At 70.7% G+C, this 20,079-nt stretch carries 15 protein-coding genes and 1 pseudogene; 2 read left to right on the top strand and 14 right to left on the bottom strand.

Annotated elements, in window-relative coordinates:
- Both EV671_RS06125 and EV671_RS06120 read right to left on the bottom strand, forming a co-directional pair.
- Nucleotides 1-2,148: a prolyl oligopeptidase family serine peptidase gene (locus tag EV671_RS06125; RefSeq protein WP_243655600.1), complete on the bottom strand. Its 2,148-nt coding sequence runs from the start codon at nucleotides 2,146-2,148 to the stop codon at nucleotides 1-3.
- Nucleotides 2,148-4,916: a TonB-dependent receptor plug domain-containing protein gene (locus EV671_RS06120; protein ID WP_165917484.1), complete on the bottom strand. Its 2,769-nt coding sequence runs from the start codon at nucleotides 4,914-4,916 to the stop codon at nucleotides 2,148-2,150. Before EV671_RS06120 ends, EV671_RS06125 begins: the two co-directional genes overlap by 1 nt.
- Before the next feature lie 289 nt (nucleotides 4,917-5,205).
- Between EV671_RS06120 and EV671_RS06115 the strand changes: the two genes are divergently transcribed.
- On the top strand, nucleotides 5,206-6,120 hold the full coding sequence (locus EV671_RS06115; protein ID WP_132570409.1) for a BON domain-containing protein: 915 nt from the start codon (nucleotides 5,206-5,208) through the stop codon (nucleotides 6,118-6,120).
- Nucleotides 6,121-6,183: 63 nt separating this feature from the next.
- Here the strand turns inward: EV671_RS06115 and EV671_RS06110 are convergent, their stop codons facing one another.
- The 11 genes and pseudogenes from EV671_RS06110 to imuA form a co-directional block, all read right to left on the bottom strand.
- On the bottom strand, nucleotides 6,184-6,612 hold the full coding sequence (locus tag EV671_RS06110) for a hypothetical protein (RefSeq protein WP_132570408.1): 429 nt from the start codon (nucleotides 6,610-6,612) through the stop codon (nucleotides 6,184-6,186).
- A gap of 115 nt (nucleotides 6,613-6,727) precedes the next feature.
- Nucleotides 6,728-8,110: a bifunctional UDP-N-acetylglucosamine diphosphorylase/glucosamine-1-phosphate N-acetyltransferase GlmU gene (gene glmU / locus EV671_RS06105; RefSeq protein WP_132570407.1), complete on the bottom strand. Its 1,383-nt coding sequence runs from the start codon at nucleotides 8,108-8,110 to the stop codon at nucleotides 6,728-6,730.
- Between the two features lie 61 nt (nucleotides 8,111-8,171).
- Complete coding sequence (locus EV671_RS06100; RefSeq protein ID WP_243655599.1) at nucleotides 8,172-8,792, bottom strand: DUF4136 domain-containing protein; 621 nt, start codon at nucleotides 8,790-8,792, stop codon at nucleotides 8,172-8,174.
- Between the two features lie 108 nt (nucleotides 8,793-8,900).
- A complete protein-coding gene (ttcA, locus tag EV671_RS06095; protein ID WP_132570406.1) occupies nucleotides 8,901-9,818 on the bottom strand; it encodes a tRNA 2-thiocytidine(32) synthetase TtcA in 918 nt (305 codons plus the stop codon).
- 6 nt (nucleotides 9,819-9,824) lie between these two features.
- Nucleotides 9,825-10,223, bottom strand: a complete 399-nt coding sequence (locus EV671_RS27225; protein WP_243655610.1) for a dihydroneopterin aldolase — start codon at nucleotides 10,221-10,223, stop codon at nucleotides 9,825-9,827.
- Nucleotides 10,224-10,535: 312 nt separating this feature from the next.
- A pseudogene (locus EV671_RS27220) lies at nucleotides 10,536-11,087 on the bottom strand (FAD-dependent oxidoreductase); the annotation flags it as partial.
- A gap of 41 nt (nucleotides 11,088-11,128) precedes the next feature.
- Nucleotides 11,129-11,821, bottom strand: coding sequence for a protein-methionine-sulfoxide reductase heme-binding subunit MsrQ (locus EV671_RS06085; RefSeq protein WP_132570404.1), 693 nt, complete (start codon nucleotides 11,819-11,821; stop codon nucleotides 11,129-11,131).
- A 2-nt stretch (nucleotides 11,822-11,823) separates the two neighbouring features.
- The gene (gene msrP / locus EV671_RS06080) at nucleotides 11,824-12,795 is read right to left on the bottom strand and encodes a protein-methionine-sulfoxide reductase catalytic subunit MsrP (RefSeq protein ID WP_132570403.1); all 972 of its coding nucleotides are present in this window, start codon (nucleotides 12,793-12,795) and stop codon (nucleotides 11,824-11,826) included.
- Nucleotides 12,796-13,107: 312 nt separating this feature from the next.
- Nucleotides 13,108-16,356 (bottom strand): error-prone DNA polymerase, encoded by a 3,249-nt coding sequence (locus tag EV671_RS06075; RefSeq protein WP_132570402.1) that lies wholly within the window; start codon nucleotides 16,354-16,356, stop codon nucleotides 13,108-13,110.
- On the bottom strand, nucleotides 16,353-17,657 hold the full coding sequence (locus tag EV671_RS06070; RefSeq protein WP_132570401.1) for a DNA polymerase Y subunit UmuC family protein: 1,305 nt from the start codon (nucleotides 17,655-17,657) through the stop codon (nucleotides 16,353-16,355). The genes EV671_RS06075 and EV671_RS06070 overlap by 4 nt, the downstream gene beginning before the upstream one ends.
- A complete protein-coding gene (imuA, locus tag EV671_RS06065) occupies nucleotides 17,626-18,477 on the bottom strand; it encodes a translesion DNA synthesis-associated protein ImuA (RefSeq protein ID WP_132570400.1) in 852 nt (283 codons plus the stop codon). Before imuA ends, EV671_RS06070 begins: the two co-directional genes overlap by 32 nt.
- 223 nt (nucleotides 18,478-18,700) lie before the next feature.
- Here imuA and EV671_RS06060 point away from each other — a divergent pair, with 223 nt between their 5' ends.
- On the top strand, nucleotides 18,701-18,991 hold the full coding sequence (locus EV671_RS06060; protein ID WP_132570399.1) for a hypothetical protein: 291 nt from the start codon (nucleotides 18,701-18,703) through the stop codon (nucleotides 18,989-18,991).
- A 24-nt stretch (nucleotides 18,992-19,015) separates the two neighbouring features.
- Here EV671_RS06060 and EV671_RS06055 read toward each other — a convergent pair whose 3' ends face one another.
- Nucleotides 19,016-20,074, bottom strand: a complete 1,059-nt coding sequence (locus EV671_RS06055; protein WP_132570398.1) for a serine/threonine protein kinase — start codon at nucleotides 20,072-20,074, stop codon at nucleotides 19,016-19,018.
- Nucleotides 20,075-20,079 lie beyond the last annotated feature (5 nt).

The following is a 20,079-nucleotide window of genomic DNA, read 5'->3' as shown; positions in this document are numbered from 1 at the left end:
TCAGCGCGCCGGCTCGCCCGCCGTCAGCCCGCCCATCAGGCGCTGCTGCAGGAAGCCGTAGCTGAGCGACCACAGCCTTGCCTGCTGCTGCGGCGTTGCGGCGCCGGCATGGCCGCCCTCGGTGTTCTCCCAATACAGCACCTCGTGGCCCTGGGCCTGCAGCCGGGCCACCATCTTGCGCGCATGGCCGGGATGGACGCGGTCGTCGCGCGTGGAGCTGGTGTAGAGCACCGGCGGGTAGGGCCTGTCGGCGCTCGCGTTCTGGTAGGGCGAGTATTTGCCGATGTAGTTCCACTGCTCGGGGATGTCGGGGTTGCCGTACTCCTCGATCCACGACGCGCCGGCCAGCAGCTCGTGGTAGCGGCGCATGTCGGTCAGCGGCACCTGGCTGACGACGGCGCCGAACAGCTCGGGCCGTTGCACCAGGGCCACCGAGGTCAGCAGCCCGCCCAGGCTGCCGCCCATGATGCCGAGCCTGTCGGGCCGCGTGATGCCGCGGCGCTGCAGGTCCTCGGCGACGGCGATGAAGTCGTCGAAGCTGCGCTGGCGGTTTTCGCGCAGCGCGGCCTGGTGCCAGCGCGGGCCGAACTCGCCGCCGCCGCGCAGATTGGCCAGCACATAGACGCCGCCGCGCGCCAGCCAGGCGCGGCCGAGGATGGCGTTGTAGCCCGGCCGCATCGAGATCTCGAAGCCGCCATAGCCGTAGAGCAGCGTGGGCCGGCCGCCCTCGGGCACCGGCCCGCGCGGCGTGACGATGAAGTAGGGCACCTGCGTGCCGTCGGCTGAAGTGGCATGCAGCTGGCGCACATCCAGGCCGCTCGCGTCGAAGAAGGCGGGCATCTGCTGCAGCGTGCGCCGCCGCGCCTGGCCGGCCTCGGCCGCCTCCAGCTTGGGCGGCTGCAGGAAGCCGCTGCGCGTCAGCAGATAACGGTTGGAGCCCTGGCCGGCCAGCGCGCCAACCCAGAGGCTCTCCAGTGTGCCGGTCGGCACGGCGCGGCGCTGCCAGGCATTGCCCCGCTGGCGCCATTCGCTCAGGTGCTGGCGCACGTCCCGCATGCTGACGACGAGCAGCGCATCGCGCAGCGGCGTCAGGCTCTGCAGCGCGCCGTCGCGGGCCGGGTCGTGCAGCAGCGTGAACTGCGGCTTGCCGCCCAGCCAGGCCTGCAGCGGCGTGGCGATCACGGCGCCGGCCGGATAGACCTGGTCGCCCTGGCCCCAGTCGGAGCGCAGCTCGATCAGCGCCTGGGCGCCGAACAGGCTGGCCCGCGCATCGTCGGGCTTGGGCAGCTCGACGAGGCGGCCATCGCGCCACAGGTATTGCTTGCCGGCGAAGAAGCTGGTGCTGCGCTCGAGCACGAACTGCTGCTGCCCCTGCAGGCGCTCGCTCCAGGCCCACAGGCCCACCTCGTCGGCGCCGCCTTCCAGCAGCAGCCGCGCGTCGGCCAGCGGCGTGCCGCGCCGCCACAGCTTCAGCTGGCGCGGGTAGCCGGAGCGGGTCATGCTGTCGGAGCCGAAGTCGGTGTAGACGCCCAGCGTGTTCGCATCCATCCAGGCCGCGCCGCCCTTGGCCTCGGGCAGCGCGAAGCCGCCCTCGGCGGCGGGCACGAAGCGGCGGTCGACCGTGTCGAACTCGCGCAGCACATGGGCATCGCCGCCGCCGCGGCTCAGGGAGACGAGGCAGCGACGGGCGGCGGGCTCCAGGCAGGTCGCCCCGGCCCAGACCCAGCGTTCGCCTTCGTCCTGGGCAAGCCGGTCCAGGTCCAGCACGGTCTCCCAACGCGGTTTGCCCTGCAGATAGGCCTCGGGCGCGCTGCGGCGCCAGATGCCGCGCGGGTGCTCGGCGTCGCGCCAGAAGTTGTAGACCTGGCCGGCCGCGCCTTCGCCCAGCTGCTCGGCGGGCGCCAGCCGCGCGGGCGAGGCCAGCACCTCGGCGATGCCGGCCTCCAGCTTGCCGAAGCCCGGCGCCTTCAGTACCGGGTCGAGCGTGGGCTGCTGGGCACTCACCCAGGCGAGGGCGCGTTCGCCGGTGACGTCTTCCAGCCAGCGGTAGGGGTCGGCGGCGTCGTTGGTTTCGGCCGCCGGCGCCAGGCCGGCCAGCATGCCGGCGGCCGCGGCCACCAGCAGCCTCTGCAGCAGTGGCCCCCGCATCAGAACTTCACCTCCGCGCTGACCTTCAGGATGCGGCCGTCCAGATAGGGTACGCCGGAGCCGGGGCGGTGGTAGATGGCCGGCTGTTCGTTGAAGGCATTGAACAGATTGCCCGACAGCGTCCAGTTCTTCAGGCCGGTGTATTGCAGCCACAGATCGGTGCTGGTCCACGAGGCGACCCGGCACTGGTCGACCGACACGCCGCGCGTCACGCAGCCCGATTCCTGGTAGTTGGGGTCATCCCATTCGCTGCCCGCCAGCTTGGTGCTGGCGGTGTAGTTGACGCGCCCGCCCACCGACCAGTCGCCGCGGCTCCAGTTGGTCTTCAGGATGGCATTGGTGCGCGGCACGCCGCTGTAGTCGACCCGGTTCTGGCCATAGGCATTGGCGTAGATATCCCAGTACTGCAGCTTGGTCTGGATGTTGGCCTCGAGGCCCACGTTCAGCTTGCCCCAGTTGCCCAGGCCCCATTTGCTTTGCACGTCGACGTCGAAGCCGGCGACCCGCGTCTTGTAGAGGTTGCGGTATTGCAGCTTCATCGTGCGGATCGGGCCGGTCGCGAAGGCGATGTCCTGACCGGTCAGCTGCTTGGCGCGCTGCGACCAGAGCTGGTCCTGCACGCTGACGGGGTCGCGCGGGACGAGGGGGGAGCTGGCGCCTTCGTTGGCCAGCACCTGGTCGATGTCGAGCACGCCGATCTCGTTGCGGCGCTGGATGGCGTAGTAGTCGACGGTCGCGCTGACGTTGTCGGTCACCTGCACCACGAGGCCGAGCGAGGCGTTGTTGGAGCGCTCGGGCTGCAGGCTGGGGTTGGGCGTGACGGCGGACGGGAAGCTTACGCTGCAGCCCGAGGCATAGGCGACCTCGGCGTCGCTCTGGTCGGCCGTGTTGCCGGTGCGCAGCGCGTCGCGCAGCGCGGTGGCGGTGTCGCAGCGCTTGGGGTCGCGAATGCCGTTGTTGAACCACGAGGCGCCGCCATTACCCGTTTCGGGCAGGCTGGGTGCGCGGAAGCCCTGGGTCAGCGTGCCGCGCAGCAGCAGCGATTGCGTGGGCCGCCAGGCCAGCTGCAGCTTGGGCGTGATGGCGCCGAAGCCGTTGAACACCTGGTCGCCGCGCAGTGCCAGCGTGGCCTCGAGCGTCTTGGTGATGGGGGCCGACAGTTCGGTGAACACCGCGCCCAGGTCGCGCCTGCCGTCGATGGCCACGCCCGAGAAGCCGACGATGCGGGCCTGCAGCACGTCGTCCATGCTGCGGTGGCTGAAGTCCTGGTGGCGCAGCTCCGCGCCCACGGCCACCATCAGCGGGCCGCCGGGCAGGGTGCCGATCTGGCGCGAGCCCTTGAAGTCGGCGAACTGCTCCTTGTAGTGGCCGTCGGAGCCGAACACCGGGAACATCTTGTCCAGCACGGACTGCGGGTTGGCCTGGCCGAACTTGTACTCGCCGCTGACGACGGCGTCGGTGTAGCCGAAGCGGTCGGGCAGGCCCTGCTGGCGCTGCGAGGCGCGCGAGCCCATGTCGCCGATGGCCGCGTCGATGTCCCAGCCCGCCAGCGTGCCCTGCACGCCGAAGATCAGGCGGTGGTCGAAGGACGAGCCGACGTTCTTGAACATGTCGGGGTTGTCCACGTAGCGGTAGGCCAGCGTGACCGGGAAGTTGTAGGGGTTGTTCGGGTGGCCCACCGGCAGCGCGGGCCAGCTCCAGGACTGCAGCTCGCCCTTCAGCGAGTCGTACCAGGTGCTGGTCAGCCCGGCCGCCTGGCTGCGCGTGACGGCCGTGTGGTAGGTGGCCCGGATGTCGGCGAACTGCAGCTCGGTGAAGGCGGTCAGGTCGTTGTTCAGCTTGAAGCGCGCGCCGGCCATGCCGGTGATGCGGTCGGTGCCGGGGCGGGCGTCGCTGTCCTTCCAGTAGTCGTACATGCAGATGCCGTTGACCAGGTTCTCCTTCGCGCAACCGGGGGCCGCCGTCGTCGGCACCGAGCCCGTGTAGTTGCCCGGGAAGGAGCCGGACGACTTCTGCAGGCGGCTCGGGTTCAGATCGGTGTACCAGGTCGGCAGCAACGGGCGGATGTCGCTGTTCTTGTAGGCGCCGCGTTGGTACATCTCCAGGTGGCCGTAGACGTTGTAGCCGTCGGCTTCCAGGCTGCCCTTGCCCAGCGTCACCGAGCCGGTCTTGTCGCGCGACAGGAAGCTCTGGCGCAGCGACTGCTGCGCGCTGACGGCCAGGCCCACGCCCGTGTAGTCCTGCTTGGTGATGATGTTGATGACGCCGCCGATGGCGTCCGAGCCGTAGATGGCCGAGGCGCCGTCCTTCAGCACCTCGATGCGCTCGATCAGCTCGGACGGGATGGCGTCGATGTTGGAGAAGTTCATCTGCAGGCCGTCGGCGAAGCCGTAGCTCGTCAGGCGGCGGCCGTTCAGCAGCGTCAGCGTGCCGCCCAGGCCAAGGTTGCGCAGCGACACGCCCGAGGCGCCGCTGGCCCAGGAGTTCGCGCCGCCCAGGTCGCTGAGGGCGCTGTGATCGTTGTCGGTCAGGTTGCCCAGGATGTCGGTGACGGTCATCGCCCCCATGGCCTTGATCTCGCTGCGCGAGATCACCAGCAGCGGCTGCGAGGTCTCGGCCTGCGTGCGCTTGATGTTGGAGCCGGTGACGACGACGCGCTCCAGCGATTTGTCGGTCTCGCTGGCGGCCTGCTCCTGCGCCTGGGCGCCCAGGCTGGCCAGCAGCAGTGCGGCGGCGACGGCGGTCGGGGTGGGAAAGTGTTTGCTCACGGGTCTCCTCGGCTCTTTGGTTATGGGAGCCGCGAGCGTAGGAATTGGGCGTCGGTCCGTATTGATGGCGGCCGCCGCCGCGCGCGCCGATTTCGGCACAGTGCCGCCGCGCCTGCGGGTCAACCCGGGGCGCGGCGGGGGCTGAAGGTCTTCTCACGGCGCTCACAGCTGCTCACGCCCCCGGCCTCTTGTCCTACAGGAGGAAAAAGCCTTGGCCGGCACCGCCGGCGCGGGCCGGTCCCAAGAATGACTTCATCGCAACCGTCGATTCCGACGACAGGAGGCCGTGATGAAGTTCCCCAAGTCCGTGCATGCCGAGGGCTGGCTCGATCACATCGAGGCGGCCGCGCCTGACCAGCAAGCGACTGCGCCGGCCCGTGCCGACAACCGCACGCGGCCGGATGACCGCCTCGGTGTCTCCGTACCCGAGGTGGCGGGCGAGGCAGTGGCCATCGCGGCGGTGCAGTCCCGCCCCACGGTCAGCCCCTGGCTGATCGGCGCAGGCGCCGGTGCTGCGCTGATCGTGCTGGCGGTGTCGATGTCGCGCAACCTCTTGCCCACCGACGAGCCAGCCCTGCCGCCCACGGTGACCGGCCAGGTGCAGCCCGCGGCGCCGTCGCCGGCTTCGCCCGAGGACGCGCAGCTGGCAGCCGCACCTGCCGCCGCCGGCCCGGCCGCGCCCGGCCCCGACGAAGCCCAGCCCGCGCCGGCCATGGCACCCGCCGCCCAGCCGGCCCTGAGCGTGGCCGCGGCGCCCGTCGCCAAGGCGACCAAGGCCACCGCGACCGAGACGCCCAAGCCTGCCGGGCTGCCCGCCGCCCGGACGCCGAACCCGGCATCCGAGACCCTGGCCCAGGCCGCCCCGGCGCCGGCCATGCCGCTGGAGTCGGCGCAGCCGGTCCAGCCGGCCGCCACGCCGACGCCCTCTGCGCCGGCTCTCGCGCAGGCGCCGGCCGAGCCGGAGGACAGCGGCATCACGGCCAAGGTCAGGATGGCCTTGGCCACCGATGCGGTGCTGGCCGCCGTGCCCATCGCCGTCAGCACCGAGCATGGCGTCGTCAAGCTCGAAGGCCAGGCCCCCGACGCGCAGGCGCGCGAGCGCGCCACCGTCGTGGCTGCGGCAACCCTGGGCGTCAAGGGCGTGGACAACCGCCTGACGCTGCCGCCCGTTGCCAGCTTGGGGCTGGCCGGCAACGGCGGCTGAGGCCGGCCCGAAACGACAAAGGCGCCCGTCGGGCGCCTTTCTTATTGCTGGGGCAGGCTCGACTCAGTGGCAGAACTGGGCGCGGGCCGGTGCCAGCTCGGCGCCGATCAGCACCTCCTCGGTCACCTCGCGGGCGGCCTCGAGCTGCTGGCAGAGTTCGGTGATGCCGTCGTTACGGCCGCCGACGACCTCGGGCAGGGGCGCGGTGGCGATGTCGGCGGGCAGGTCGGCCAGGGCGCCGATCAGCTGGAACAGCAGTTCCAGGCTAGCTTCGCCGTCCTGGGGCAGGTCGCGCGCGGCACCCAGGCTGCGGGCCAGATACCAGCAGGCCTCGGCGGCGTTGTCGCAGGCCTGGGCCTTGAACTCCAGGGCGCGGTTGCGGGCGTCGGCCTCTTCATACTGGCGGCGTGCCTGGGCGGCCTCGTAGGCGCCAAGGTCGGCCGGGACGGCATCGTCAAGCGAGAGCGCGGCAAAGTCGAGTTCGTGGGCCATGGGTACAGCGGTTCGTGGGCAGGGCCATCCTAACGGTTGGCCGGTCGGGTGACCGGCCCCACATCCCGGGCGTCGCGACGCAAACGCCGGAACAAAGTCACGCGAGGAGGCCTATTCAACGCTTCTTGACAGGGCGGGTCCAGCCGCTCAGTGCGACCTGTTTGCCGCGCGCCACGGCGAGCTCGCCGGGCTTGACGTCCTTGGTGATCGTCGATCCGCCGCCGATCGTCGCGCCATCGCCCAGCGTGACGGGGGCCACCAGCACGCAGTTGGAGCCCACATGCACGTCGTTGCCGATCGTGGTGCGGTGCTTGTTGGCGCCGTCGTAGTTGGCCGTGATTGAGCCGGCGCCGTAGTTGACGCGCTCGCCCACGGTCGCGTCGCCGAGGTAGGCCAGGTGGTTGGCCTTGGCGCCCCTGGCCAGCGTCGAGTTCTTGACCTCGACGAAGTTGCCGATGTGGACCTCGGCACCGAGCTGGGCGCCGGGGCGCAGGCGGGCGAAGGGGCCGATCAGCGCGCCTTCGCCGACGCTGGCACCGCCGGCCTTCTCGCCGTCGATGTGGCTGAACTCGTGGATGCGCGCCCCGGCGGCGATCTTCGCGTTGCGGATCACGCAGTTGGCGCCGATGCGCACACCGTCGCCCAGCTCGACCTCGCCCTCGAACACGCAGTTCACGTCGATCTCGACATCCTGGCCGTGGCTCAACGTGCCGCGCAGGTCGAAGCGGGCCGGGTCGGCCAGGCGCACGCCGGCGCGCATCAGGTCCTCGGCCTGGCTGACCTGGAAGGCGCGCTCCAGCTGCGCGAGCTGCACCGGGTCGTTGACGCCCAGCACCTCGGTCTCGCTGGAGGCCTTGATGCCCAGCACGGGCAGGCCTTCGGCCACGGCCATCGCGACGATGTCGGTCAGGTAGTACTCGCCCTGGGCGTTGTTGTTGCTGAGCTGGCCGACCCAGCGCTTCAGCGCGGCCGTGGGCGCGGCCATCATGCCGCTGTAGCCTTCGTGGATGAGGCGCTGCTCGGGCGTGGCGTCCTTGTGTTCGACGATGGCGAGCACGCCGTCGTCGTCCGCGTCGCGGATGATGCGGCCGTAGCCGGTGGGGTCGAAGAGGTCGACGGTCAGCAGCACCAGTGCGGCGCCGGCGCAGGCGTCGACCAGAGCCTTGGCCGTGGCCGTCTCGATCAGCGGCACGTCGCCGTTCAGGATCAGCGTCGTGCCTTCGCCCAGCAGGGCCGGCACGACCTGCTGGATGGCGTGGCCGGTGCCGAGCTGGGGTATCTGGCGCACGAAGCTCAGCGCCGGCGTGGCGACGGCGGCCTCGACCTGCTCGGCGCCATGGCCGGTGATGACGATGCGGGCGGCGGCGTCCAGCGGCTCGCAGCTCTTCAGCACATGGGCCAGCAGCGAGCGCCCGGCGAGCTTGTGCAGCACCTTGGGCGTTGCGGACTTCATGCGGGTGCCCTTGCCCGCCGCCATGATCACGATATTGAGCGCCATGCCTGCCTTGCGACTGCGTTTTAACGAAGTCGCGATTATGGGCAGGCCGGTGTGACTGTCGTCAGCGGGCCACTTGCACGCTCACGCGATGGGATTTGGCGTCCACCTTGGGGAAGTCCGCCAGCGCGGCGTCGAACAGGGCGCCGATCATGGGCTCGCCGCCCGCGGTGCTGCCTTCATTGCTGGCATGCGCCTCGAACAGCGGCTCGCCGCTGGCGCGGTCGCGCATCAGCACGGCCACGGCGCGGTCGTAGCGGCGGTCGAAGAAGGGGTCGTTGCGCCAGCCCCAGCCACCCCAGCCGGCATAGCCGTAGCGCGGCGAGACCAGGCGGCCGCGCCAGCGCCACCACAGCGGGTCGTCCCAGGGCACGGGGTCGTAGGCGGTGATGCGGGCGCCCAGCGTGACCAGCACGTCGGCGTTCTTGGCATCGGCCGCGGGCTTGAAGCCGGCCTTTTCGAGCGCGGCCCTGGCGGCGTCTTCCAGCGTGGTCTCGCGCTTGCTGGCCTCCTCGTTGTGCTGCTGGGAGGGCAGGCGCTCGAAGGCATAGCTGCCCGGCTTGCGCTCGGCCGGCCAGTTGCCATAACTGGACACGTCGGCGGAGACCATATAGGGGCCGGTGCAGGCCGACAGAGCGGCCACGGCCAGGGCCGTGGCAGTGGAGAGGATCAGGCGGCGGTTCATGACGGCACCTTCATCGTTGCGATGGAGGGATTTTGAACGCGCCAGATTGCCCCTGTGTAAAGGTGAAGCAAAACAGGCCGTCGCGTGAGCGGCCTGCCTGGCGCCGCCTCAGCGTTGCAGCGTGATCACCGAGCTCGTTGACGACGGTGTCGCGCAGGACTCGTCGTCGTCGAAGGCGATGTCGCCGCCCGCGTCGGCGACGCCCGTGGCCTTGATGGTCTCGAAGGGGAAGAGCTTCTTGTCCATCATGTGCGAGGGCACGATGCTGCCCATGGCCGTGAAGATGTTGTCGATGCGGCCGGGGTAGTGCTTCTCCCACTCGTTGATCATGGCCTTGACCTGCACGCGCTGCAGGTTCTCCTGGCTGCCGCAGAGGTTGCACGGGATGATGGGGAACTCGCGGTGCTCGGCCCAGCGCACGAGGTCGGGCTCCTTCACATAGGCCAGCGGGCGGATGACGACGTTCCTGCCGTCGTCGCTGACCAGCTTGGGCGGCATGCCCTTGATGCGGCTGCCGAAGAACATGTTCAGGAACAGCGTCGTGACGATGTCGTCGCGGTGATGGCCCAGCGCGATCTTGGTGGCGCCCAGGTCGCCGGCCACGCGGTAGAGGATGCCGCGGCGCAGGCGCGAGCACAGGCTGCAGGTCGTCTTGCCCTCGGGGATGAGCTTCTTGACGATGGAGTAGGTGTCCTGGTTCTCGATGTGGAAGTCCACGCCGCGCGAACGCAGGTAGTTGGGCAGCACGTCCGCGGGGAAGCCGGGCTGCTTCTGGTCGAGATTGACGGCGACGAGGCTGAACTTGATGGGCGCACGCTGCTGCAGGTTCAGCAGGATGTCCAGCATCGCGTAGCTGTCCTTGCCGCCGGACAGGCAGACCATGACCTTGTCACCGTCTTCGATCATGTTGAAGTCGGTGATGGCCTGGCCGACCTGACGGTGCAGGCGCTTGGACAGCTTGTTGATCTCAAACGCGGCCTTCTTTTCGGCGGCGGCTTGTTCTTCGAGGTCGAGGACGTCGGACATCGTTGGTCACCAGATTCCAGTTTCGGAGCTGACTGCGACTTCGCAGTCCGGGAAGATTTCGAGCTTGGTCAGCTTCACACGCACGCCGACGACGCCGGTCAGGCTCATCAGGCGGTTGCTGAGTTTGCCCACCAGGGCCTCGACGAGGTCGGTGTGCTCGACCGTGCACTCGTCGATGATGGCCGCGCGAATGCGGCGGTAGTCCAGCACGCGGCCGATGTCGGCGTCGCGGGCGACGATGGGCAGGGCACCGAGGTTGACCTCGGCATCCACCTGGATGGGCTGCGGGCCGCTGCGCTCTAAGTCCAGGATGCCCAGGTTGGCCTTGAAGCGCAGGCCCTGCAGATGGATGACCTGACGGTTGTTGAAGCGCTGCGGCGCGGCCGCGGCCGCCTCGGGGCGCAGCGCCTGCTCGATGAGCTTGGCGGCCTGCACGCCGTCGGCCAGCGCTGTCTGCACGCAGGGGTGCCAGCGGCCGCTGGCGTCGCCCGCGACGAAGGCATGCGGCCGGTCATGCTCGCTGAGCAGGGCGAAGGCCGAGGGTTCGGGCTCGAAGCCCAGCAGGGCCGCGACGAGGTCGAAACGCTCGCCGCCGACGCTCACGCCGCTGGCATCGGGCCGCAGCGTGTCGGGCAGCGGCGTGGCCAGGCGTAGCTGGATGCGCGGGTGCGACTCGGCGCGTGACGCAAGATGGGCCTGGGCGCGCCAGCTGCCCCGGGCCCACAGCGTCACGTCGCAGCCGCGGTCGGCCAGGAAGAGCGCGTTCTCGGCCGCGTTGTCGCCCGCGCCCAGCAGCAGCACGCGGCCGGGCGGCAGGGCCTCGCGGCGGGCGGTCAGCGCGGTGGCGTCCAGCACGCGCGGGTGGGGCACGGCGAAATAGCGTGCCGGCCGCAGCAGCCGCAGGCCCGTGGCGATCAGCAGCGCGCGGGCGTGCACATGCTCGCCGGTGGCCAGCTGCAGCGTCCAGGCGCCGGCCGAGTCGTGGGCCGAGTGGCGGGCCGACTCGGCCCGCGTGCCCAGGCGCAGCGCCAGGCCGGGCGTGGTCTCAACCTGGCGGGCGTAATGCAGGGCCAGGTCGGCCAGCGCGCTGGCGGGCTGGCCCAGCACCCAGTCCTGGCGGAATTCCAGCCCGCGCAGCGCGGCGCACAGCTGCGGCTCGCGCTCGACCAGCAGCGTCGACAGCCCCAGCTGCGCCAGCCACGACGCGGCGCTGCAGCCCGCGGGGCCGCCGCCGAGGATGGCAACGTCGATGGAGGTGGAGTCGGGCATGGGCGCGGCCGGGGCAAAGCCGCGGATTATCCCAGCCGGGGCTATTTCCGGGTGGCCCGCTTCCAGAGCCGCCACCCCAGCAGCGCGGCAAGGATCACGCCGTAGACGGCTGGCTCGGCGAAGTTGTGCTTGCCGGCGCGCATCCAGATGAAGTGCAGCAGCGCGATGACCGAGATCGCGTAGACGGCCTTGTGCAGAGCCCGCCAGCGCGGGGCGCCGAGGGCCTTGATGGCCTTGTTGAAGCTGGTGGCGGCCAGAGGCAGCAGTAGCGCCCAGGCCGTGAAGCCCATCAGGATGAAGGGGCGCTTGGCGATGTCGCGGCCGATGTCGCCAAAGTCCAGGCCCATGTCCAGCCAGCCGTAGGCCAGCAGGTGCAGGCAGGCATAGCTGAACGTGAACACGCCCAGCATGCGGCGAAAGCGGACCAGCGCCGCCAGGCCCGCCAGCTCGCGCAGCGGCGTGATCGCCAGCGTCAGCCACAGGCCGCGCAGCGTCCAGTCGCCCAGGCGGCGGATCAGCGCCTCGGCCGGGTTGGCGCCGAGCTGGTCGGTGGCGGCGCCATAGACCAGCCAGGCCAGGGGCAGCAGGCAGAGCAGGAACAGCATGGGCTTGGCGGTGCCATTCAGCAGCGCGCCCTGGATGGCGCTTCGCGCCGTCCGCCCGCCGAGGGGGGCAGATCGGCCGGAGGCGCCCTGGGGCTGGCCCTGAGGAGCCGTCGAGAGCAGCGGTTTCATCGTCAGTAGAACTTCTTCAGGTCCATGCCGGCATAGAGCTGGCCGACCTGGGCCTCGTAGCCGTTGAACATCAGCGTCGGGCGCTTCTTCGAGAACAGGCCGTCCTCGCCAATGCGGCGCTCGGCCGCCTGGCTCCAGCGCGGGTGGGGCACGCCGGGGTTCACGTTGGAATAGAAGCCGTACTCCTGCTGGGCCGCCTTGGTCCAGCTGGACAGGGGCTCCTTTTCGGTGAAGCGGATCCTGACGATGCTCTTGGCCGATTTGAAGCCGTACTTCCAGGGCAGGGCCAGGCGCAGCGGCGCGCCGTTCTGGTTGGGCAGGATCTCGCCGTACATGCCGAACACCAGCAGCGCCAGCGGGTGCATGGCCTCGTCGATGCGCAGGCCCTCGACATAGGGCCAGTCCAGCACGCCCGAGCGCACGCCGGGCATCTGGGCCTTGTCGGCGAGGCTGGTGAACTCGACGTATTTCGCCTTCGATGTCGGCTGGGCCTGCTTGAGCAGCTCGGACAGCGAATAGCCGGTCCATGGGATGACCATGCTCCAGCCTTCCACGCAGCGCAGCCGGTAGAGGCGCTCCTCCACGGTGCTGAGCTTGAGCAGGGCCTCGATGTCGAAGCGGCCGGGCCTAGCGCATTCGCCCTCGATGGCAACCGTCCAGGGCCGAGTCTTCAGCGTGTGGGCGTATTGCGCGGGGTCGGCCTTGTCGGTGCCGAACTCGTAGAAGTTGTTGTACGAGGTCGCGTCGGCATAGCTCGTCGGCTTGTCCATCACGGAGGCGCCGGCCAAGGCCGAGCGCACGCCGGGCAGCTTAGCCAGTTTGCCGCCGCCGGGGGCAGCAGGCTGGGCCAGGGCCAGCGGCGACGTGGCCGCAAGGCCCAGGCCGGCCAGTGCGGCGCGACGGTTCAGATAGGCCGAGCGGGGCGTGATCTCGCTGGGCAGGGGCTCGTGGGTGGTGGGGGTTCGGATCAGCATGGGGGCTTTCGGGGTCGGGGCTGGGCTGTCGGTCGGCCGGGGATGGCGGCAACTTACACCCTCGGCGGGGGACATGCCCGAGGTCACCGGAAATCCCGACCCGCGTCGTCGATGCGCCCAAGTGGGCGCCGTGCATGGGTTTTCACACTGCCGGCGGTGGGGCCGGGCCGGCGGACTGCGCAAGCGCTTCATGGAGCTTTACAAGACCAGGACGTTTTGGACGCCAACAAGCTGAAAGATGCACCAAATGGAAGGCCGCGAAGTCGCAAGACGCGCGGCCTTCGTCTTTCCGGCAGCTCGGCTGCAGCAGCCTCAGCGGAAATCCCGGCTCTCCGTCGGCAGCCTCCCCAGCAGCGGGTTCAGGTTCCTGAAGCCCTTGGCCAGCAGATGCCGCACGTCGCCGTCGCCACGCTGCCAGACGCCCTCGACCGCCAGCAGCCGCGCGCCGAGGATGGTGCTGCGGTGTTCTTCGTAGACCTGGTTCCAGACGATGACCTGCACGTTGCCGGTCTCGTCTTCCAGAGTGACGAAGAGCGTGCCCTTGGCCGTCTGCGGCTTCTGGCGGCCGGTGACGATGCCGCAGGCGCGGGCGCGGCGGCCGCTCTTCATGGCGTCGAGCTGGCGCGCCGTCAGCCAGCCCTCGCGGGCCAGGCGCGGGCGCAGCAGCGCGAGCGGGTGGCGGCGCAGCGTGAGGCCGGTGGCGGCGTAGTCCCACAGCACCTCCTCGCCTTCGGCGGCGGCGGGCAGTTCGAGTTCGTCCTCGGGCAGCAGGCTGCCCTGCAATAAGGCCGGCATCGCGTGCAGGGCCGAGGCCTGCCAGACCTGCTGGCGGCGGTGGCCGGCGAGTGAGGTCAGCGCATCGGCGGCGGCGAGGTGCTGCATGTCGGCTTGCGTGAGGCGGGCGCGCGCAGCGAGGTCTTGCGGGTGATCGAAAGGGCTCTGGGCGTGGGCAGCCTCGATGCGCTGTGCAGCCTCCTTGCCCAGTCCGCTGACGAGGCGCAGGCCCAGGCGCACGGCGGGTTGATGTTCGCCGTCACGGGGTTCTAGCGTGCTGTTGTAACCACTGTGGTTGACGTCGATGGACCGCACCTCGACCTGGTGCCGCCGCGCGTCCTGCACCAGTTGGCTGGGCGTGTAGAAGCCCAGCGGCTGGGAGTTCAGCAGCGCGCACAGGAAGGCCGCGGGCTCGTGGCATTTGAGCCAGGCGCTGACGTAGGTCAGCAGCGCGAAGCTGGCGGCGTGTGACTCGGGGAAGCCGTAGCTGGAGAAGCCCTTGATCTGGTCGAAGATGCGCTTGGCGAAGTCGTCGGTATAACCCCGATCACGCATGCCGTCGACGACCTTGTCATAGTATTTTTCCAGTACGCCAGGGCGTTTCCAGGCGGCCATGGCGCGGCGCAATTCGTCGGCCTCTCCGGCCGAGAAGCCTGCCGCGATCATGGCTACCTGCATGACTTGCTCCTGGAAGATCGGCACGCCACGGGTGCGCCAGAGTGCTTCCTTCAGCGCTTCGCTGGGGTACTCCACCTGATCTTCCGGCAGCGCGCGGTTCTTCAGGTAGGGGTGCACCATGCCGCCCTCGATGGGCCCCGGCCGCACGATGGCGACCTCGACCACCAGGTCGTAATACGTGCGCGGCTGCAGCCGCGGCAGCATCGACATCTGCGCGCGCGATTCGATCTGGAAGACGCCGATGGTGTCGGCCTTGCAGATCATGTCGTAGGTGGCGCAGTCGTCGTCGGGGATGGTCAGGTCGATGGCCGTGCCGCGCATCGGGTTGACGAGGTCGAAGCAGCGCCGGATCGCGCTGAGCATGCCCAGGGCCAGCACGTCGACCTTCATCATCTTCAGCTCGTCGATGTCGTCCTTGTCCCATTCGATGACGCTGCGGTCCTTCATCGTCGCGTTTTCGATGGGCACCAGGCGTTCCAGCACGCCTTCGGTCAGCACAAAGCCGCCGACGTGCTGGGAGAGGTGGCGCGGCAGGCCGTTGAGCTGGCGCGCGAGCGTGATGAGCTGCTGCAGGCGCGGGTCGTCGTCGGCCATGCCCAGCTGCTGCAGCAGTGCGGCGCGGTGGTTCTCGGGCAGCACCTGGCCGGGCCAGCCACTGTGGTCCTTGCTCATGATGACCAGCTGTTCTTCGCTGAAGCCCAGGGCCTTGCCGACGTCGCGGATGGCGCTCTTGGGGCGGTAGCAGATGACGACGGCGGTCAGCGCGGCGCGGTCGCGGCCGTATTTCTTGTACAGGTGCTGGATGACCTCTTCGCGGCGCTCGTGCTCGAAGTCGACGTCGATGTCCGGCGGCTCGCCGCGCTCGCGGCTGATGAAGCGTTCGAACAGCAGCGTGCTGCGGTCCGGGTCCACGGACGTGACGTGCAGGCAGTAGCAGACGACGCTGTTGGCCGCCGAGCCACGGCCCTGGCAGAGGATCTTGATGCTGCGGGCGAACTCCACGACGTCGGCGACGGTGAGGAAGTAGTGCTCATAGCCCAGCTCCTCGATGAGTTCGAGTTCGTCCTCGATGCGACGCTTGAACTTGTCCGGTACGCCGCCTTCGTGCTGAGGCCAGCGCTTGCAGGCCCCGGCATAGGTGAGGTCGCGCAGGTGCTGGCGTGGGGTGCGGCCGGCGGGCACGACCTCACTCGGGTAGCGGTAGCTGATCTCGTCGAGGCTGAACGTGCAGCGCGCCGCCACGTTCAGCGTCTCGGCCAGCAGCTCGGCCGGGCAGATCTGGGCGATGCGCTGGCGGCTGCGCAGATGCCGCTCGGCGTTGGGCTGCAGGTCGAAGCCGCAGCCGGCCACCGTGCGGCCGAGCCGCGTGGCGGTCATCACGTCCTGCAGGGCCTTGCGCGAGCGCACGTGGAAGTGCACATCGCCCGCGGCGACGAGGGGCAGGGCAGTGTCTTCGGACAGCTGCTGCAGGCGTTGCAGCCACAGCGCGTCGCCGGCTTCGCGCAGCAGTTCGACGGCGACCCATGCGCGGCCGGCGAAGTGGCGCAGCGCCCAGTGCGCGGGTGCGGCCAGTTCGCTGCCATCGGCCTGGCCGGCCTCGCGCGGCAGCACGAGCAGGGCCAGGCAGTCGGTGAGCTTCTCGGGCGCGATGCTGCGCCAGTGCAGTGTGTACTCGCCCTTGACCGGGCTGGCGCGGCGCAGCCGCGTGATGAACTGGCTGAGGTTGCCGTAGCCGTTGAGGTTCTGCGCGATCAGCACGAGCTTGAAGCGCGGCGTGCCGGCGTCGTCGCGGACGAGGAACTCGCTGCCGATCAGCAGCTGCATCAGCCGGGGCTGCTCGACGTTGGCTTCGGGTTCGCCGGCCAGCCGCGCGGCCTGCCGGGCTTCGTGATGAGCCGCTTCGCGCATCTCGCGCAGCTGCTTGTGTGCGCGCACGACCCCGGCCAGCGAGCATTCGTCGGTGATGGCCAGCGCCGTGTAGCCCAGCGTGCAGGCCCGCTCCACCAGCTCGGCCGGTTCCGAGGCGCCGCGCAGGAAGCTGAATGCGCTGAGGCAGTGCAGCTCGGCATAACGAAGCCCCTCGCCCCGGGGTGGCGGTTCGCGCCTCATGCGAACACCCCGTGAAGAAACCAGCCCGATGCCGTTGATGCCGCGTCTGGAAATCGCTCGTGATAGACCCACAGCAGCCCGCGCGCGGGGCTGCGGTAGACGAAGTAGTCGCGCGCCTGCAGGCCGCCGCTCTGCCACCAGCCGGCCTCGATGCGGTGCGGGCCGCTGACGCGTACGAGCGGCCCGGCGTAGAGGGGCTGCTCCTGCGCATCGCAGCGCAGCGGCTGGGGCGGCTCGACGAGCCAGGTGGGCTGTGGCCCGGGCGGCCGGCGCACGGGCGCCGAGTTGGGGGGCATCGGCGGTGCGGGCCAGGGCTGCCAGCGCTGCATCTCGGCCAGCCGGTGGTCCTCGTGCAGCCGACCCTCGCGCACCCGGCCGGCACCCAGGCGCACGGACAGGCGCTCCAGCAGCGCGTTGGTCGTCGTGCGCTCCTGCGGGGCGGTGCGGCCGGGCAGCAGGCCGGCACTCTGCTCCTCCAGCGGCAGCAGCGTGTCGGCGCCGAGTTGGATCTCGCCGGCCGGCGCGGCCAGAGTCGTGCGGGCCAGGTGCTCGGCCAGCAGGCGCGACAGGCGTTGCAGGTCGCGCGTCGTGTCGGCCGTGGCCACGGTCAGCGCGCCGCTGCCGGCCACGTCGCGCGGGCGCATCGCATCGTGCTGCCAGGCCAGACGCAGCGTGCGCACGCCCGCGTGGCGGGCAGCCAGGAAGGCGCAGAGCTGGCGCAGCAGCGTTTCGGCGAAATGCAGCAGCACGGGGGCGTGCTCCACACGGTAGGGCAGCTCCAGCCGCGCGTCGAAGCGCTCGGGCAGGGTCAGCCAGTCGTGGGCCTCGGGCAGGTCGCCATAGGCCTGGTCCAGCGCGCTCAGCAGTGCAGGGCCGAAGCGCCTGGCCAGCGCGGCACGCGGCAGGCGGCGCAGTTCGCCGAGCTGGCGGCAGCCCAGGCGGGCCAGCATCGCGTGGTGGGCCTGGGCGGCGCTCAGGGCTGCGAGGGGCAGCGCATCCAGTCGTTCGGCGAGCCGGCCCTGGCGCGCTGGCTCCGGGCAGCGCGCCAGCGCCAGCGCGGCCAGTGCGGTGGGGCCCCAGGCCTGCGCGCCCAGGCCGAGGCCAACCCGCGCCGCCTCGGCCTGCAGGCGCTGGCGCAGCGCCCGCGCGCCGCCGAACAGGCGCAGGCTGGCCGCCACCTCGGCGACGACGGCCTCCTCCAGCCGGGCGACGCGCGGCGTAAAGCTCAGCGCCAGCCAGGCCAGGGCGTCGCTGTCGCCGGCGGGCGCATCAGGCCTGCAGCACAGGGCGAGCCAGCGCATCGTGGCGCTCCGTCGGAGGGCTGGCCGGCGTGGGGGCGGGCGCCGGTGCGGGTGCGGGCTGCCCCCTGCGCTTGGCCGCGGTCAGCAGGGGCTCGACCGCGCCGGGTGTGGCCGGCAGCGCCAGCCAGCCTTCGTGGGCGGGGCCGCGGCGCTTGAGCAGGTGCACGGCCAACGTCCAGCCTTCGCCCGGTTGCACGACGAGGCGCAGCGGCGCGGCCGAGGATTGCCGGCGGGCATGCTCCGGGCGCACCAGGAAGACGGGGGCTTCCGAGCCCAGCGCGTTGACCTGCAGGCGCCGAACCTGCTCCGGCCGCGCCTCGGGCAGCCAGGCCAGCACGGCCACGTGCGACTTGATGGCCTGCTCGGTGGCCCAGAGCGTTTCGGCGGGCGTCGTCGTGGCCACCCAGACCAGTGCCGACGGCGGCAGGCCCAGGGCCTGGAGGCCGGGCAGATGGGGGGTGTGGGGCGGGTTGATAAGCAGCAGCGTGCGGGCGGCCGGCGCGGCGATCCGCTGGCGGTGGCCGGCCCACCCGCCGCCCAGGGCCGGCGCGAGCAGCCGCCACTCCAGCACGCCGGGCTGGGGCGTCAGCAGCTCGGTGACGGCGCGCAGCGGCCAGCCGCCGCCCGGCAGCTGGGCATCCAGCGCGGCAAAGCCGCTGGGCAGCGTCGGGTCTGCCGTCTGGCCCAGGCTGCTGCCGCGCCACAGCCGGCCTTGCAGGCCAGCGGCGTCCTCCAGCATCAGTCGCCCGTGCCGGGCTGGCGGCACGGGGTTGGCAGGAGGCAGGGCGGTTGCGGGTGGGGCGACGGGGGCGGGCAACATGGCCGGTCAACGCAGGTGGCGGCAGAGGAAGTGGCGGGAGCTTGGATGAGACCACAATACTGTTGTTATATCCAGTATTTTGCAAATGTTTCGCGGCTGGCCGCGCCGGGCCTCAGGGGCGTGGCCAGCCCCGGTTTTGCCCGCCCGCGCAGGCGCACAATGGCTTGGCTTGCGCAGGCTACCGTTAGCGCAGCCTGCGGCCTGAGGAAGGCGAGGAGGCGAGATGAACCACGGTTTCGGTCATGAGGTGCCGGCGCGGCATGCGCCTCGGGAACTCCGGCAGGTCACGCGGTATCTGATCGTCATCTCGGCGGGAGCCGTTCCCGTCGCCCGCCTCTTCACGCACAGCCGTGAGCCGGTGGCCGAGATCGATGCCGGTACCGAAGAGGTTGCGGTGATGACCGCGGGCGCGGCGGCCACGACGGGCGCCATGGGGCCGGAGTGGGATCGTGGGCTGGTGGGGCACAGCGCCGACGAGCGCGCGAGCGCCGTCGTCTACGTGCTGGACCTCTGAAGGCCCCGAGCCGGTCAGCCGAGTTCAGGCAAACCCGTCGCCGTCGAAGTCCACGGCGTCCTCGTCCCGCGCCAGAAGCGGCGGTGCTTCCCTGGGTTTCATCGCTTCCAGCTGCTCCCTGAGCTTGGCCACCTGGTCCAGCCAGTAGCTGGGCGTGCCGAACCAGGGGAAGGCGATGGGGAAGGCCGGGTCGCCCCAGCGGCGCGCCAGCCAGGCGCTGTGGTGGATCATGCGCATCGTGCGCAGCGGCTCGATGAGTCGCAGCTCGCGGTCGTCGAACTCGGCGATCTGCTCGTAGCCGTCGAGGACGGCATTGAGCTGCAGGCGCGCAGCGTCCGGATCGCCGGGCAGCAGCATCCACAGGTCCTGCACCGTAGGGCCGGTGACGGCGTCGTCGAGGTCGACGAAATGCGGGCCGCGATCGGGCGTCCACAGGATGTTGCCGGGATGGCAGTCGCCGTGCAGGCGCGTGAGCTGCAGGCCGGGCAGGCTGCCGAAGGCGGCCTGGATGGCGTCGATGCAGCGCTGGGCGGCGTCGTCCCAGGCGGGAGCGATCTCGGGCGGGATGGCCTCGTGCCCGATCAGCCAGTCGCGCGCCGTCCGGGCCGGCGCGGCGCTGGCCCAGGCGAGGCGTTCGGCGAAGGGCTTCTGCCGCCCGACGCCGTGCAGCCGGGCCAGCAGCCGGCCTATCCAGCGCAGCACCTCGGGGTCTTCCAGCTCCGGTCCGCGCCCGCCCTGGCGCGGCGTGACGGCCAGACGCTGGCCCTGGTAGTGGAAGAGGGTGCAGCCGCCCGCCAGCGTCCACGGCGCGGCCACCGGCACCTCGGCGGCGGCCAGTTCGGCGGCAAAGCCGTGCTCCTCCAGGATCTGCGCGTCGCTCCAGCGCCCCGGGCGGTAGAACTTGGCCACGGCCGCCGAGCTGCCGAATTGAGCGTCCTCCAGGTGCACCATCAGCACGCGGTTCTCGAAGGAGTTGAGCTGCAGCATGCGGCCGTCGGCGCGCAGGCCGGCGGCGTCGAGCGCATCGAGCATGAACTCCGGCGTCAGGTCGCCGAAGCTGAGGTCAGGGATCGCGTGGTGCATCCGGC

Origin of the sequence: Roseateles saccharophilus (assembly GCF_004342485.1) — a bacterium.
GTDB classification, from domain to species: Bacteria; Pseudomonadota; Gammaproteobacteria; order Burkholderiales; family Burkholderiaceae_C; genus Pelomonas; species Pelomonas saccharophila.
Note: the sequence above shows the minus strand (reverse complement) of the source record. Positions and strands in the feature narration are given on the sequence as shown.